Annotated in this window: 14 protein-coding genes; 9 read left to right on the forward strand and 5 right to left on the reverse strand. The window is 60.5% G+C overall.

Annotation, left to right across the window (positions count from 1 at the left end; genetic code table 11):
• Both AACZ55_RS11465 and AACZ55_RS11470 read right to left on the reverse strand, forming a co-directional pair.
• A partial coding sequence (locus AACZ55_RS11465) for a transporter substrate-binding domain-containing protein (protein WP_339646200.1) occupies positions 1-272 on the reverse strand: 272 nt, incomplete at its 3' end.
• A gap of 68 nt (positions 273-340) precedes the next feature.
• On the reverse strand, positions 341-1,108 hold the full coding sequence (locus AACZ55_RS11470) for an amino acid ABC transporter ATP-binding protein (protein WP_338609639.1): 768 nt from the start codon (positions 1,106-1,108) through the stop codon (positions 341-343).
• Between the two features lie 213 nt (positions 1,109-1,321).
• Here AACZ55_RS11470 and AACZ55_RS11475 point away from each other — a divergent pair, with 213 nt between their 5' ends.
• Positions 1,322-2,521 carry a GGDEF domain-containing protein gene (locus AACZ55_RS11475; RefSeq protein ID WP_339646202.1) on the forward strand — a complete coding sequence of 400 codons (1,200 nt, stop codon included), beginning with the start codon at positions 1,322-1,324 and terminating at the stop codon, positions 2,519-2,521.
• 5 nt (positions 2,522-2,526) lie between these two features.
• Here AACZ55_RS11475 and sseA read toward each other — a convergent pair whose 3' ends face one another.
• Both sseA and AACZ55_RS11485 read right to left on the reverse strand, forming a co-directional pair.
• Positions 2,527-3,366, reverse strand: a complete 840-nt coding sequence (gene sseA, locus AACZ55_RS11480; protein ID WP_339646203.1) for a 3-mercaptopyruvate sulfurtransferase — start codon at positions 3,364-3,366, stop codon at positions 2,527-2,529.
• 10 nt (positions 3,367-3,376) lie between these two features.
• Complete coding sequence (locus AACZ55_RS11485) at positions 3,377-4,318, reverse strand: nucleoside hydrolase (protein WP_339646205.1); 942 nt, start codon at positions 4,316-4,318, stop codon at positions 3,377-3,379.
• Positions 4,319-4,532: 214 nt separating this feature from the next.
• Between AACZ55_RS11485 and rirA the strand changes: the two genes are divergently transcribed.
• Positions 4,533-4,988 carry an iron-responsive transcriptional regulator RirA gene (rirA, locus tag AACZ55_RS11490; RefSeq protein ID WP_338609643.1) on the forward strand — a complete coding sequence of 152 codons (456 nt, stop codon included), beginning with the start codon at positions 4,533-4,535 and terminating at the stop codon, positions 4,986-4,988.
• 196 nt (positions 4,989-5,184) lie between these two features.
• Here rirA and AACZ55_RS11495 read toward each other — a convergent pair whose 3' ends face one another.
• Positions 5,185-5,829 carry a TetR family transcriptional regulator C-terminal domain-containing protein gene (locus AACZ55_RS11495; protein ID WP_339646207.1) on the reverse strand — a complete coding sequence of 215 codons (645 nt, stop codon included), beginning with the start codon at positions 5,827-5,829 and terminating at the stop codon, positions 5,185-5,187.
• A 209-nt stretch (positions 5,830-6,038) separates the two neighbouring features.
• Between AACZ55_RS11495 and AACZ55_RS11500 the strand changes: the two genes are divergently transcribed.
• The 7 genes from AACZ55_RS11500 to AACZ55_RS11530 form a co-directional block, all read left to right on the forward strand.
• On the forward strand, positions 6,039-7,367 hold the full coding sequence (locus tag AACZ55_RS11500) for an aspartate aminotransferase family protein (RefSeq protein WP_339646209.1): 1,329 nt from the start codon (positions 6,039-6,041) through the stop codon (positions 7,365-7,367).
• A gap of 3 nt (positions 7,368-7,370) precedes the next feature.
• Positions 7,371-8,864, forward strand: coding sequence for a CoA-acylating methylmalonate-semialdehyde dehydrogenase (locus AACZ55_RS11505; protein ID WP_339646211.1), 1,494 nt, complete (start codon positions 7,371-7,373; stop codon positions 8,862-8,864).
• 25 nt (positions 8,865-8,889) lie between these two features.
• Complete coding sequence (locus tag AACZ55_RS11510) at positions 8,890-10,140, forward strand: Zn-dependent hydrolase (RefSeq protein ID WP_339646213.1); 1,251 nt, start codon at positions 8,890-8,892, stop codon at positions 10,138-10,140.
• Positions 10,141-10,212: 72 nt separating this feature from the next.
• Positions 10,213-11,667 (forward strand): dihydropyrimidinase, encoded by a 1,455-nt coding sequence (gene hydA / locus AACZ55_RS11515; RefSeq protein ID WP_339646215.1) that lies wholly within the window; start codon positions 10,213-10,215, stop codon positions 11,665-11,667.
• 241 nt (positions 11,668-11,908) lie between these two features.
• Positions 11,909-12,691: an ABC transporter ATP-binding protein gene (locus AACZ55_RS11520; protein ID WP_339646217.1), complete on the forward strand. Its 783-nt coding sequence runs from the start codon at positions 11,909-11,911 to the stop codon at positions 12,689-12,691.
• Positions 12,684-13,562 carry an ABC transporter permease gene (locus tag AACZ55_RS11525; protein WP_339646219.1) on the forward strand — a complete coding sequence of 293 codons (879 nt, stop codon included), beginning with the start codon at positions 12,684-12,686 and terminating at the stop codon, positions 13,560-13,562. Before AACZ55_RS11520 ends, AACZ55_RS11525 begins: the two co-directional genes overlap by 8 nt.
• 47 nt (positions 13,563-13,609) lie before the next feature.
• Positions 13,610-14,421, forward strand: an 812-nt coding sequence (locus tag AACZ55_RS11530; RefSeq protein ID WP_339646221.1) for an ABC transporter permease, incomplete at its 3' end; no start/stop codon positions are given.

Here is a 14,421-nt window from a genome sequence, read left to right on the forward strand (position 1 = left end):
ATCGACATGCCGGCCATGATGACATCATAGTTGCCCGCGACCAGGTTGGGGATGATGGGGTCCCATTCGCTCTGCACGAATTCGCAGGTCATGCCAGTCTGTTCGCAGATGGCGTTGCCCAGATCGATTTCAAATCCGTCCAGGTCGCCCGCGTCGTTGACGAAGTTCCACGGCGCATAGGCGCCTTCGGTGCCGATGCGCAGGGTTTCCTGGGCATTGGCCGCTGTCGAAAGTGCTGCCAGAGCGAGCGTGGCGAGTATCACCTTTTTCATTGCTGAAGTTCCCTTTGTTGGTTGGTGAAGCGACCGGGTCCCTTGTTGCATGATGGTTGCCGCCCCGGTCAGGCGTGACCGGCGGCGCCTAAGAACTGGCGCAGCCTGTCGGATTTGGTGGCGCCGAAGACTTCATCGACAGTGCCCTGTTCCTCGATCTTGCCCAGATGGAGAAAGACGACCCTGTCGGAGACTTCGCGCGCAAATTTCATGTCATGGGTGACAAGGATCATGGTGCGACCCTCGTCGGCCAGCATCTTGATGACGCCCAGCACCTCGACCTCGAGCTCGGGATCGAGCGCCGATGTGGGCTCGTCGAAAAGCATGATCCGGGGATTGATGCAGAGGGCGCGTGCAATGGCCGCGCGCTGCTGCTGGCCGCCGGAAAGCTGGGCTGGAAAGGCATCGACCTTGGCCGAAATCCCAACCTTTTCGAGCAGGGCGAGCGCCTGTTCGCGCACTTCGGCCTTGTCGCGTCTTTGCACAAGGAGCGGTGCTTCCATGACGTTTTCCAGGATCGTCATGTGCGACCACAGATTGAAGGACTGGAAGACCATGCCCAGCTTGGAGCGGATACGGCGCAGCTGCAGGGGATCGGTAGGGTGACGGTCGGGCCCTTCGGCCGAAAGCGAAACATGCTCGCCGTCGATTGTGACGTCGCCCTGATTGGGGATTTCGAGCATGTTGATACAGCGCAAGAGGGTTGATTTGCCCGATCCCGACGACCCGATCAGCGAGACGACATCCCCGGCCCTGGCATCGAGTGAAACGCCCTTGAGGACTTCGAGACTGCCAAAGGACTTGTGGAGGTCCGTGATCTCCAGAATTTGCGCCATTCGGTACGGGTTTGCCCCTGTTGGTTTTGCCGAGTCTGTGCAGACGCCCTTTGCCCAAAAGAAAGCGTTCACGGCGACAGGAAAACAGAAAGCGCTACGATTCAAAAGCGAAAACGACAGTTTCGTGTAGCTTTTTCTACCAAACGGTAAAAAACGGGCGCGCCATGATAACCGTTTGGATACCAGTCCGCCAAGTTGACTTCGGCCCTCAACATGGCCGGTGATAGGGTTCGGTTCGACGCAAACCAGATTCGCTGGCACATGGGTTTCGATTACAATTCGCTTCTGATGGCATCGGGTGCAGCGGGGGTTGCGCTCTGTTTCACGCTGATGAGTTCGTGGCTGCGTGAACGGGGATCGACATTTCTCCTCACCTGGGCGGCGTGCATTGCCATCATCATTGCGGCGATCGTCGTCTTCTCTGTTTTCCACAGCACGGTAAACGTGTGGCATTCGATGCTTGCCGGGGTGCTTCTGACCTCGGCCTTCGCGATCAGTTATGGCGGGTTCACTCAATTCAGCACCGGCCGGTTTGAAACGGGAAGGGTGGTGGTTCTTGCGCTCATCAGTGCGGCACCGATCGCTGTAAGCGCCGCCCTTGGCCTTGACGGATTGAGCTTTCTTTTCATCAACCTGATGAGCGCGTTGCTTTTGGGTTTTTGCGGCCATCAGTATTGGACGGCGCGGGCCGAATCGCCTGGGCCGATCACCGCCATTGCCGCACTGCACGCGATGCTGGCCGTATCCTATGTGTTCTGCGTCTTCGCAATTGCGGTCGAAACGCCGCTCTACCTGCATGGGCAGGTGCCCGACAATTGGGCCGAAGCGCTCAATCTGATGGTTTCGGTTATCGCTCTGACCGGGATCGGCGGGCTTTTCGTAACCGTGCATCAGGAACGGATCAGCCGCAGGCACCGGCACGCCTCGCTGATCGATCCGCTGACGGGGTTGAGCAATCGGCGCGCACTCTTTGAAAGATTTCCCGAAGGGCAGGTACCGCAGGGCGCCGGATTGATCGTTTTCGACCTCGATGATTTCAAGGGGCTCAACGACCGCCACGGGCATGGGTTCGGCGATATGGTGTTGCGCGGCTTTGCCCGCATTCTCGAGGACAATTGCCGCGGCGAGGACATGGCCGTGCGACTGGGCGGAGAGGAATTCGTTCTGGTGCTGCCCGAGAGTTCGGCCAGCCACGCGCTCGCCCTGGCCGAGCGCATCCGCAGCGCAATGGGACGGTCGACCCACGCCATCGACGGTGAGCCTGTGATCTGTACGGTCAGTGCCGGCGTTGCCGTCGCCGAAAAGCCGGGGCTGAGTCTGGATACGTTGATCCGCAAGGCGGACAATGCGCTCTATCTCTCCAAGCGGTCGGGACGCAATCGGGTATCCCAGACCACCTCGTCAGCGGCCTGAAGACCTCATTGCGCCGGGCCGGTTTGCACCGGCGCGTCGTCGCGTCCACCCCATTCGGTCCAGGACCCGTCATAGAGCGCCACTTTTTCGGCGCCGATGGTGTCGAGCGCCAGCGCCAAGACAGCCGCGGTGACACCCGATCCGCACGAGGTGATGACCGGCTTTTGCGGATCGATACCGGCAGCCCGAATGGCCGCTTCCAGTTCGTCGCGGGGCTTGAGGGTGCCATCGGCAATGAGGGTATCGAAGGGGAGGTTGCGGCTGTGTGGGATATGGCCCGATTTGAGCCCGGCACGCGGCTCGGGCGTGTCGCCGGCAAAGCGGGCAGCGCCACGGGCGTCGAGTATCTGCTGGCCCGATTGGCTGGCGGCGAGAACCTCTTGGAAGCTCGCGACGGCGTCGTCATCGCGTTTTGCGTCAAATGTTGCCGGTGGGGCGACCGAATCGCCGGTGTCGAGCGGACGATTTTCGGCTCGCCATCTCGGCCCGCCGCCCTCGAGAATTTTGACATCCCGGGCACCCATGACCGTGAAGGTCCACCAGGCGCGTGGGGCTGAAAACAGGCCCGCCTCGTCATAAACGACAAGGGTTTTATCCGAGGCGATACCCAGCGCACCGGCCATCGCGGAGAACGTTTCCGCGTCCGGCAGCATGTGGGGCAGGCCCGAGGCGATGTCGGCGTTCTTGTCGAGATCGAAAAAGATCGCGCCGGGGACATGTCCGGCCACATATTCCGCATGGGCGTTGCGCCCGGAATTGGGCATGTGCCAGGACGCATCGATCACCTGAATATCGGGGTCGTCGAGGTGATCTGCGAGCCATTGGGTCGTGACGAAACGGGACATCAATTTCTCCTTAGGGCAGGCGCGCAATGCGGTCGGTCAGAAGCGTATAGAACGCGTCGGAATCGCCGGATCGGATGAAGGTGGCGTTGCGTGGGCGATCGGTGACGTGCCAGTAGTCGGCGACGGTCATGCCGCGCGTCAAGGGACTGCCGCATTCGATCTCGACGTTGCACAGCCGGCCCGAAAACATGTCCGGGGCAATCATATAGGCCGTGACGCAGGGGTCGTGGAGCGGCGCGCCGGGCCAGCCGTATTTCTCCAGATCGAAGCGCTCGGAAAAACCAAGCATTGCGGCCACCGCGTCGCCGGACCGGTTGCCGATGGCCCTGAAGGCTTCGATCCGTTCGGGGGTGCCGATCATCTGGTGGGTGACATCGAGCGGTATCATGGTGATCGGGGCGCCGCATTTGAGCACTGTCTGGGCAGCTTCGGGATCGACATAGATATTGAATTCGGCGGCCGGGGTTATGTTGCCGACCTCGAAATAGGCGCCGCCCATCAAAACGATTTCCGCGATGCGGGCTGCGATATCGGGGGCCTTGACCAGCGCCATTGCAATATTGGTCAGCGGGCCGAGCGCGCACAGGGTGATGGTTTTTTCCGGCTCGCGGCGGATCGTATCGATGATGAAATCGACCCCGTGCTTGGTTTCGAGCCGAAGCTTGGGTTCGGGCAGGTCGGGGCCATCGAGACCGGTCTGGCCGTGGACATGTTCGGCCGTGATCAACTCGCGCATGAAGGGGCGTGCGCAGCCGGCATAAACGGGAACGTCACGCCGCCCGGAGAGTTCGACCACCTTGAGGGCGTTCTTGGCATTCTGGGCGAGGCCCACATTGCCCGCCACGGCCACGATTCCGAGCGTTTCGATCTCCTCAGGACTGGCAAGCGCCAGAAGGATTGCGACGGCGTCGTCCTGGCCGGGGTCGGTATCGATGATGATCTTGCGTGCCAATGGAAGGCCTCCGTATCGTTTGCGGCGCGATCCTAGTGATGGTGTGGGAAAAGGGAAGGGGGACCATGTGGCCCTTAAACATGAAATGCGCAGTCAGCTTTTCTTGACATAGTTTAGAATTGTTATAATCTTTGACCTCGACGCACGAAGCGATAATGTGCGTTGTGTTCAAGATTCCCCGGCGCTTTGGCGCTTCAATGACAGGGCATGACCGATGAGACTGACCCGACAGACAAGCTATGCCGTTCGGACGCTGATGTATTGCGCCATCAACGCGCCCGATCTTTCGCGCGTGGCCGATATCGCCAAGGCCTACGGGATTTCGGAATTGTTTCTGTTCAAGCTCATCAAGCCCCTTGTCGAAAACGACATCCTCGAGACCGTGCGGGGCCGGCATGGTGGTGTACGCCTTGCGCGTCCTGCTGCCGACATCACGTTGCTTGACGTCATTTCCCTGACCGAAGAAAATTTTGCCCTGGCTGAATGTTTCGAAGGTGGGGAAACCAGTTGTCCGCTGGTCGGTGGATGCGAACTCAATGGCGCCCTGCACGAGGCGCTCGAAGCGTTCTTTGCCGTTCTGCGCTCCTACACGATCGCCGATCTCACCGACAAGCGCCGCGCCATGCGCTCGCGTCTGGGCATCGAGATGTTGGGCCTGGAACTGAATTAACCATTTTTCTCGCAGGCCGCCTTTGCAGGCAGAAAATTTCCAAGCTGTAAAAATATGATCTTTACAGTCATGTTTTGATGCGCTAGATACGGTCCTGCAGGAGTGAGGCCTGCCCCTTGACCCTGTATGCGGAGCGCCAAAGCCGCATACAGGGTCTTTTTCATGTCATCTCGGAGTGTGGTTGCCGGAGACCAGCTCAGCGTTTGTTGTGCGGTGTCAGCCCGTGCAGGAACAACTGGTCGAGAAAGCGCGCGGCATCCTCGAATCGTCCCTCGCCGCCGCGTTCGCGGCCGAGGACGGCTTTCACCTGGATATCGAAATCGGCGTAGTGCTGGGTGGTGGCCCAGATGGAAAAGATCAGGTGATAGGGGTCGGCCTTGGCGATCTTGCCTTCGGCCATCCAGCCTTTGATGATCTTGACCTTCTCATCGACGAGGTCTTTGAGGTCGGTGTGCAGGATGTCGTAAAATCCCGGCGCGCCGCGCAGCATTTCATTGGCGAACAGGCGGCTCTCGCGGGGAAAATCGCGGCTCATCTCCAGCTTGCGGCGAATATAGGACTGGATCTCGGGCAGGGGGTCGCCCTTGGGGTCCATTTCCCGCAACGGTTCGAGCCAGGTGTCGAGGATGCGCGCCAGCAGCGGGGCGTGGATGTCTTCCTTGGATTTGAAATAATAGAGCAGATTGGGCTTGCTCATGCCCGCCGCCTCGGCAATCTGGTCGATGGTCGAGCCGCGGAAACCGAACTGGGAAAAGACGTCGAGCGCGGCCTCGAGGATGACTTCCTGCTTTTCGCGCTGGATCCGGGTTATGGGCCGCGGCGTCTCTGCATCGGTGGTCATTTTCGGCTGCTGCCTCCCATAAAGAATCCCGGAGCCGGAATCCCGAACCGGTCCGGGGCCATTTCCATAACCCAAGCGGGTCTGGAAATTATACCCCTTGAACCTTGCATTGAGAGTGCTAGAATTTTTCCAATCGGTCAAAAAAATTCTGACCGAAATCAACAGCCGGCCGCCGGAAATATCCCGGAAGCGTCGGAGAGGGAACATTCATGTCGCAGGGCGCTCCGTCCATCCCCAATGATCTCAATGCCTTCTGGATGCCGTTCACGGCCAACCGGCAGTTCAAGAAAAGCCCGCGCATGTTCGTGGGCGCCAGGGACATGCACTATAGAACCGCCGATGGGCGGGACGTGCTCGACGGCACCGCTGGCCTTTGGTGCGTCAACGCCGGTCACTGCCGGCCGCTGATCACCGAGGCCATCGCCAACCAGGCGGCCGAACTCGATTACGCTCCGGCCTTCCAGATGGGCCATCCCAAGGCGTTCGAGCTTGCCAACAGGCTGGTCGATCTGGCGCCCGACGGGCTCGACCATGTGCTGTTCACCAATTCGGGGTCCGAATCGGTTGAAACGGCGCTCAAGGTCGCGCTGGCCTATCAGAAGTCTATCGGGCAGGGCTCGCGCACACGGCTGATCGGGCGGGAACGCGGCTATCACGGGGTCAATTTCGGCGGCATTTCGGTGGGCGGGATCGTTGCCAACCGCAAGATGTTCGGCACGCTTCTGACCGGCGTCGATCATCTGCCTCATACACATTTGCCGGCAAAGAACGCCTTTTCGCGCGGTGAGCCCCAGCACGGGGTGGAACTGGCCGAGGAACTGGAGCGCATCGTTACGCTCCATGACGCTTCGACGATCGCTGCAGTGATCGTCGAGCCGGTGGCGGGGTCTACGGGGGTTCTGATCCCGCCACCGGGGTATCTCAAGCGCCTGCGCGAAATCTGCGACAAGCACGGCATATTGCTGATCTTTGATGAGGTCATCACCGGATACGGACGGCTGGGCACGCCGTTCGGTGCCGATTATTTCGGTGTAACTCCCGATATCATGGTCACCGCCAAGGGGCTGACCAATGGCGTCATTCCCATGGGCGCGGTGTTCACGTCGTCGAAAATCCACGACGCATTCATGACCGGGCCCGAGCACCTGATCGAATTTTTCCACGGCTATACCTATTCGGGCAATCCGATCGCCTCGGCGGCGGGGCTGGCGACGCTGGAGACCTACAAGCAGGAAGGCTTGCTGACCCGGGGCACTGAGCTTGGACCCTATTTCGAGGATGCGCTGCATTCGCTTAAGGGTGCCCCGCATGTGATCGACGTGCGCAATATCGGGCTGGTCGGGGCGATCGAACTCGAACCGATTGCCGGCGAGCCGACAAAACGCGCGTTTTCAGCTTTCGTGAAGGCCTTCGAAAAAGGCGTTCTGATCCGCACGACGGGCGATATCATCGCGCTTTCGCCGCCGCTGATCGTGGAAAAGCAACACATCGACCAAATCGTCGATACCATTCGCACGGTCCTCGGGGAGGTGGATTGAGCTATGCAGACCATTGAAAACGCCATAGGCGGCAAACGTGTCGCGTCGTCCTCGACGCGCAAGTCGGCTGTCTATAATCCGGCCACCGGCGAGCAGATTGCAGAACTGCCGCTGTCGACAAATGCCGAGATCGATCAGGCCGTGGCATCGGCAAAAGCAGCGCAACCGGCCTGGGGCGCCACGCCGCCGCTCAAGCGGGCACGGGTGATGTTCAAGTTCAAGGAGCTGCTCGACAAACACGCCGCCGATCTGGCGCGGGAAATCTCGCGTGAGCATGGCAAGACCCATGACGATGCGCTTGGCGAAGTGCAGCGTGGCATCGAGTGTGTCGAATATGCCTGCGGCATCCCCGAGCTCTTGAAAGGCACGTTCACCCGCAATGTCGGCCCGGCCATCGATGCCTATGCCGACCGCCAGCCGCTGGGCGTTGTTGCGGGAATCACCCCATTCAACTTTCCGGCCATGGTGCCGATGTGGATGTATCCTTCGGCCATCGCCTGCGGCAACGCTTTCATATTGAAACCCTCCGAGCGCGATCCGTCGGCGCCGATGCTGGCCTGGGATTTGTTCATGGAAGCTGGGCTTCCCGAAGGCGTGCTCAATATCGTCCATGGCGACAAGGAAGCCGTCGATCACATTCTCGATCATCCCGATATCAAGGCGGTGAGCTTTGTCGGCTCCACCCCGATCGCCGAATATGTCTATCAGCGTGGCACGAAAGCCGGAAAGCGCGTTCAGGCGCTGGGCGGCGCGAAAAACCACATGGTGATCCTCCCCGACGCGGATCTGGACCAGGCAGCCGATGCTTTGATGGGTGCCGGGTACGGATCCGCTGGGGAGCGCTGCATGGCGATTTCGGTCGCCGTTCCTGTGGGCGAAAAGACAGCAGACGCGCTGATCGAAAAGCTGAAACCACGCGTGGAAAGCCTCAAGATCGGCCCGGCGATTGACAAGGACGCCGAGATGGGCCCGCTGGTGACCGCGATGCATCGCGACAAGGTGGTGGGCTATATCGACACGGGGGTCGCCGAAGGCGCCGAGCTTGTGGTCGATGGACGCGGATTCAAGCTGCAGGGCTATGAAGACGGATATTATGTCGGTGGTACGCTGTTCGATCGCGTGACGCCGGAAATGACCATCTACAAAGAGGAGATTTTCGGCCCCGTCCTCTCCGTCGTCCGCGCGCCCGATTATGGCGATGCGGTCAGGATGATCAACGAACACGAATACGGAAACGGCGTTGCGATCTTCACCCGCGACGGCGACGCGGCGCGCGATTTTGCCGACTGCATCGAGGTCGGCATGGTTGGCGTCAACGTCCCCATCCCCGTGCCGGTGGCCTATCATTCGTTCGGGGGCTGGAAGCGGTCCCTGTTCGGGGATCACTCGATCTACGGGCCGGAAGGCGTGCACTTCTATACGCGGCTGAAAACGGTCACGACGCGCTGGCCGGCCGGCATCAAGTCAGGCGCGCAATTTACATTTCCAACCCTCTGATATTTCAAAGACGGGAGCAAAGAGCATGGCGACACTCGGAGACAATCTAAAAGTCAACGGCGACAGGCTCTGGGACTCCATAATGGAAATGGCCAGGATCGGCCCGGGCGTGGCTGGCGGCAACAATCGTCAGACGCTGACCGATGCCGATAAGGTTGGGCGCGAGCTGTTTCAGCGCTGGTGCGACGAGGCGGGGCTCGAAATGGGCGTCGACAAGATGGGCACCATGTTTGCGCGCCGCGAGGGCACCGACCCTGACGCGCTGCCGGTCTATGTCGGCAGCCACCTCGATACCCAGCCGACGGGCGGGAAATATGATGGCGTCCTTGGTGTTTTGGGCGGGCTGGAATTGATCCGCACGCTCAACGATCTCGATATCAAGACGAAACATCCCATCGTCGTCACCAATTGGACCAATGAAGAGGGCACCCGCTTTGCTCCCGCCATGCTGGCTTCAGGCGTGTTTGCGGGCGTGCATGAGCTCGATTGGGCCTATGACCGGGTCGATGCCAAGGGGCTCAAATTCGGCGATGAACTCAAGCGCATCGGCTGGGTCGGCGACGAAGAGGTCGGCACGCGCAAGATGAAGGCGTTTTTCGAGCTTCATATCGAGCAGGGCCCGATCCTTGAAGCCGAAGGCAAGGATATCGGTGTCGTCACCCACGGGCAGGGGCTCTGGTGGTTGCAGGTGACGCTGACCGGCAAGGATGCCCATACCGGATCGACCCCCATGCCGATGCGCAAGAATGCCGGACTGGGCATGGCCCGGATGACCGAACTGGTTCACCAGATCGCCATGAGCCATCAGCCCGAAGCGGTGGGCGCCATCGGCCATTGCGATGTCTATCCCAATTCGCGCAACGTCATTCCCGGCAAGGTGGTGTTCACTATCGATTTCCGCACGCCGCATCAGGAGGTGCTCGACGCGATGAAGGCGCGGTTCGAGGCCGAAGCGCCCAAGATCGCCGAAGAGTTGGGTTTGGGTATGGAGATCGAGGTGGCCGGTCATTTCGATCCCGTCACTTTCGATGAGGGCTGCGTCACCGCCGTCCGCAACGCCGCCGAACGGCTCGGCTATTCGCACCGCGATATCGTCTCGGGCGCCGGGCACGACGCGTGCTGGATCAACAAGCTCTATCCGACCGCCATGGTCATGTGTCCATGCGTGGACGGGCTGAGCCACAACGAGGCCGAGGACATTTCAAAGGAATGGGCCACCGCCGGCGCCGACGTGCTGATGCATGCGGTGGTCGAGACGGCGGAGATCGTCGCCTAGCCGGACAGAACAAAGCCCTGGTGTGCGCACGGCAAATGCGCGCCCGAGGCCGATCAGACAAGGGGAAACATCATGAGCACAGTCATCAAGAACGGCACAATCGTCACCGCCGATCTGACCTATAAGGCCGATATCAAAATCGAGGGCGAGACCATCGTCGAGATCGGGCCGGACCTTTCCGGCGATAGCGTGCTCGATGCCTCGGGGTGCTATGTGATGCCCGGCGGTATCGATCCGCATGTGCATTTGGAAATGCCCTTTATGGGCACCTATTCAACTGACGATTTCGAGTCCGGCACGCGCGCCGCACTGGCGGGCGGGACCACGATGGTTGTCGATTTCTGCCTGCCCAGCCCCGGCCAGTCGCTGCTCGAAGCGCTGCAGCGTTGGGACAACAAGTCGGGTCGCGCCCATTGCGATTATTCCTATCACATGGCGATCACCTGGTGGAGCGAGCAGGTGTTTGATGAGATGGAAACCGTCGTTAAGGAAAAGGGCATCAACACCTTCAAGCATTTCATGGCGTACAAGGGCGCGCTGATGGTGCAGGATGACGAGATGTATGCCTCGTTCCAGCGTTGCGCCGAGCTTGGCGCCATGCCCCTGGTGCATGCGGAAAACGGCGATGTGGTCGCCGATCTCTCGGCCCGGCTGCTGGCCGAAGGCAATAACGGGCCCGAGGGCCATGCCTATTCACGTCCGCCGCAGGTCGAGGGCGAAGCCACCAATCGGGCGATCATGATTGCCGACATGGCCGGGGTGCCGCTCTATGTGGTTCACACGAGTTGCGAGGAAAGCCACGAGGCGATCCGCAGGGCGCGTCAGCAGGGCAAGCGGGTCTATGGCGAACCCCTGATCCAGCATCTGACCCTCGATGACTCCGAGTATTTCGACAAGGATTGGGACCACGCCGCCCGACGTGTCATGAGCCCGCCATTCCGCAACAAGACCCACCAGGATTCGCTGTGGGCCGGGCTGCAGTCGGGCTCGCTGCAGGTCGTCGCCACCGATCATTGCGCCTTTACCACCGAGCAGAAGCGCACCGGGGTCGGTGATTTTACCAAGATCCCCAACGGCACGGGCGGGCTCGAAGATCGCATGCCGATGCTGTGGACCTATGGGGTGTCGACAGGGCGGCTGACCATGAACGAATTCGTCGCCGTCACCTCGACCAACATCGCCAAGATATTGAACGTCTATCCCAAAAAGGGCGCCATTCTTGTCGGTGCGGATGCCGATATCGTTGTGTGGGACCCCGAAAAGGAAAAGACCATTTCGGCCAAATCCCAGCAATCGGCCATCGACTACAACGTCTTTGAGGGCAAACACGTCAAGGGCCTGCCGCGCTACACGCTGACGCGGGGCCGGGTCGCCGTGGAAGATGGGGTGATTCAACCCAAGGAAGGGCACGGCCAGTTCGTGCCGCGCGAGCCGTTCCAGGCTGTGAACAAGGCGCTTTCGCAGTGGAAAGAACTGACCGCACCGCGCAAGGTGGAGCGGAGTGGCATACCAGCGAGCGGGGTTTAGGAAAGATGCAAGCAGGAGGCCCAAATGTGTGCCCCACCAGAGATTGTCGAGGCGGTCGTGGTAGACAGATAGAGTTTGAGCCTACTGAGCAATCCGAAGTTCCACCAGAAGTCCGCCGTGTACCGGAAGGATTGAGTATCTGCGGCTATTGCGGATGCGTATATAATCGGCAAACGAGGAAACAGTACGGGTTCTTGGATAACGGCATCATCGGTGCGGGCTGGCATGGAGCAACTGCCTCATGAGTAGTTCCGTTGTATCGGCCGAGGCGCTCGGGCTGACATTCGAAACGGCCGATGGGCCGGTACACGCGCTTTCGGACGTCAATCTGTCCATTTCAAAGGGAGAATTCGTTTCGTTCATCGGGCCGTCGGGGTGTGGCAAGACGACGTTCCTTCGCGTCATCGCCGATCTCGAACAGCCGACAGCGGGCACGATCACCGTCAATGGCCACAGTCCCGAACAGGCGCGCAAGGATCGGTCGTACGGCTATGTCTTTCAGGCCGCCGCGCTTTATCCGTGGCGGACCATCGAGCGCAATGTGGGGCTGCCGCTTGAGATCATGGGCTATTCGAAGGCCGATCAGCAAAAGCGCATCGCGCGCACGCTCGAGATGGTCAATCTTTCAGGGTTCGAGCAGAAATTTCCCTGGCAGCTTTCGGGCGGCATGCAGCAACGGGCCTCGATAGCCCGCGCGCTGGCCTTCGATGCCGATCTGCTGTTGATGGACGAACCGTTCGGGGCGCTCGACGAGATCGTGCGCGATCATCTCAACGAACAGCTTCTCGAGCTTTGGGCCAAGACCAACAAGACAATCTGTTTTGTCACCCACTCGATCCCCGAAGCGGTTTACCTCTCGACCAAGATCGTGGTGATGAGCCCGCGTCCGGGCCGGGTGACCGATATTATCGAAAGCACCCTTCCCAAAGAGCGCCCGCTCGACATCCGCGAGACCCCGGAATTCCTCGAAATTGCCGCCCGGGTCCGCGAAGGGCTGCGGGCTGGGCACTCCTATGATGAGTAGTGCGCGCCACAGCATCGTGCCGGTCGCGACGGTGGTGCTCGCCATCATCGCCATCTGGTATGTCGCGGCCATCATGCTCAACCTGCCCTGGCAACAGGGCGTTTATGCGCGGGGCGACGGCGTTGCGGTCGGGCCGCTACAGTTTCTGAGCGATATCTACTCCCAGCAGCGCCCTGTGCTGCCGGCGCCCCATCAGGTGGCCGTCGAATTTTACAACTCGGTGTTCAATGCCAACCCTTCCACCCCGCGCAGCCTGATCTTTCACGCCTGGATCACCCTTTCGGCGACCGGGCTGGGGTTCATCTTCGGCACGCTGCTGGGGATCGGGCTGGCAGTGCTGATCGTTCACAACCGGGCGATGGACCGCTCGCTGATGCCCTGGATCATCGCCAGCCAGACCATCCCCATTCTTGCCATTGCGCCAATGGTGGTGGTGGTGCTCAATTCGGTGGGGCTGACCGGGCTGATCCCCAAGGCGCTGATTTCGACCTATCTTTCGTTCTTCCCCGTCGTCGTGGGCATGGTCAAAGGCTTTCGCAGCCCCGAAGCGATCCATCTCGATCTGATGCGCACCTATAACGCCTCGGGCAATCAGGTGTTCTGGAAGCTGCGCTGGCCGGCGGCCATCCCCTATCTTTTCACCTCGATGAAGGTGGGCGTTGCCGCCTCGCTGGTTGGCGCCATCGTTGGCGAATTGCCGACGGGGGCTGCGGGCGGGCTCGGTTCGCGACTGCTGGCCGGGTCGTATTACGGGCAGACGACGCAGATCTGGGCGGCGCTTTTGATGGCTGCGGCGCTTTCGGCAGCGCTGATCTTTGCGATTGGCGCCATCCAGTCGCTCACCTCGAAAATGATGGGAGCGCCCGCGTGAATGGCTGGATCATAACGGCGCTGGCGGTCTGGCTGGCCGGGTGGGGGATCAACGAATTTCTGGTGCGGATCGGAACGCGCGACCGCGTTGCGGCGAGCGCCATCAACATTGCCGTGCCGGTGATTTTCGGCGTTGTCCTTTTGGTCGTTTGGGAAGGGCTGGTGCGGGGGTTGAACGTTCCCGCCGTGCTGCTGCCGCCGCCATCGGTGATCTGGGAGCGGCTTTTGGCCTCGATCCCCAATCCGATCTGGCCCGATTTCCAGCAGACATTCCTCAAATCGGTGCTGATCGGCTATGCCATCGGCTGCGGGTCGGCGTTCATCGTGGCCGTCGCCATCGACCGCTCGCCCTTTCTCAAGCGCGGGTTGTTGCCAGTGGGCAATTTCGTCTCCGCTCTGCCGCTGGTCGGTATCGCACCGATCATGGTGATGTGGTTCGGGTTCGACTGGCAATCCAAGGCCGCCGTCGTGGTCGTGATGACGTTCTTTCCCATGCTGGTAAACACCGTGGCGGGGCTGAACGCCACCGGGGCGATCGAAAAAGACCTGATGGCAACCTATGCGGCCAGCTATTGGCAGACCCTCGCAAAATTGCGCTTGCCCATGGCATGGCCCTTCATCTTCAATGCGTTAAAGATCAATTCGACGCTGGCGCTCATCGGGGCCATCGTCGCCGAGTTTTTCGGCACTCCTGTCGTGGGGATGGGGTTCCGGATATCCGCGGCCATCGGACGGCTTCAAGTCGATATGGTCTGGGCCGAGATCGCGGTTGCCGCGCTCGCCGGCTCGCTGTTCTACGGGGTGATCGCGCTGATCGAAAGGGCGGTTACCTTCTGGCATCCTTCAGTTCGTGGGGGACG

Source organism: uncultured Pelagibacterium sp. (genome assembly GCF_963972885.1).
GTDB lineage: Bacteria > Pseudomonadota > Alphaproteobacteria > Rhizobiales > Devosiaceae > Pelagibacterium > Pelagibacterium nitratireducens.

What these genes read in the sequence shown, in the direction of transcription:
- AACZ55_RS11470 (WP_338609639.1), bottom strand. Translation starts at nt 1,108, where the DNA reads ATGGCGCAAATTCTGGAGATCACGGACCTCCACAAGTCCTTTGGCAGT.
- AACZ55_RS11475 (WP_339646202.1), top strand. Translation starts at nt 1,322, where the DNA reads ATGGCCGGTGATAGGGTTCGGTTCGACGCAAACCAGATTCGCTGGCAC.
- sseA (WP_339646203.1), bottom strand. Translation starts at nt 3,366, where the DNA reads ATGTCCCGTTTCGTCACGACCCAATGGCTCGCAGATCACCTCGACGAC.
- rirA (WP_338609643.1), top strand. Translation starts at nt 4,533, where the DNA reads ATGAGACTGACCCGACAGACAAGCTATGCCGTTCGGACGCTGATGTAT.
- AACZ55_RS11495 (WP_339646207.1), bottom strand. Translation starts at nt 5,829, where the DNA reads ATGACCACCGATGCAGAGACGCCGCGGCCCATAACCCGGATCCAGCGC.
- AACZ55_RS11500 (WP_339646209.1), top strand. Translation starts at nt 6,039, where the DNA reads ATGTCGCAGGGCGCTCCGTCCATCCCCAATGATCTCAATGCCTTCTGG.
- AACZ55_RS11505 (WP_339646211.1), top strand. Translation starts at nt 7,371, where the DNA reads ATGCAGACCATTGAAAACGCCATAGGCGGCAAACGTGTCGCGTCGTCC.
- AACZ55_RS11510 (WP_339646213.1), top strand. Translation starts at nt 8,890, where the DNA reads ATGGCGACACTCGGAGACAATCTAAAAGTCAACGGCGACAGGCTCTGG.
- hydA (WP_339646215.1), top strand. Translation starts at nt 10,213, where the DNA reads ATGAGCACAGTCATCAAGAACGGCACAATCGTCACCGCCGATCTGACC.
- AACZ55_RS11520 (WP_339646217.1), top strand. Translation starts at nt 11,909, where the DNA reads ATGAGTAGTTCCGTTGTATCGGCCGAGGCGCTCGGGCTGACATTCGAA.
- AACZ55_RS11525 (WP_339646219.1), top strand. Translation starts at nt 12,684, where the DNA reads ATGAGTAGTGCGCGCCACAGCATCGTGCCGGTCGCGACGGTGGTGCTC.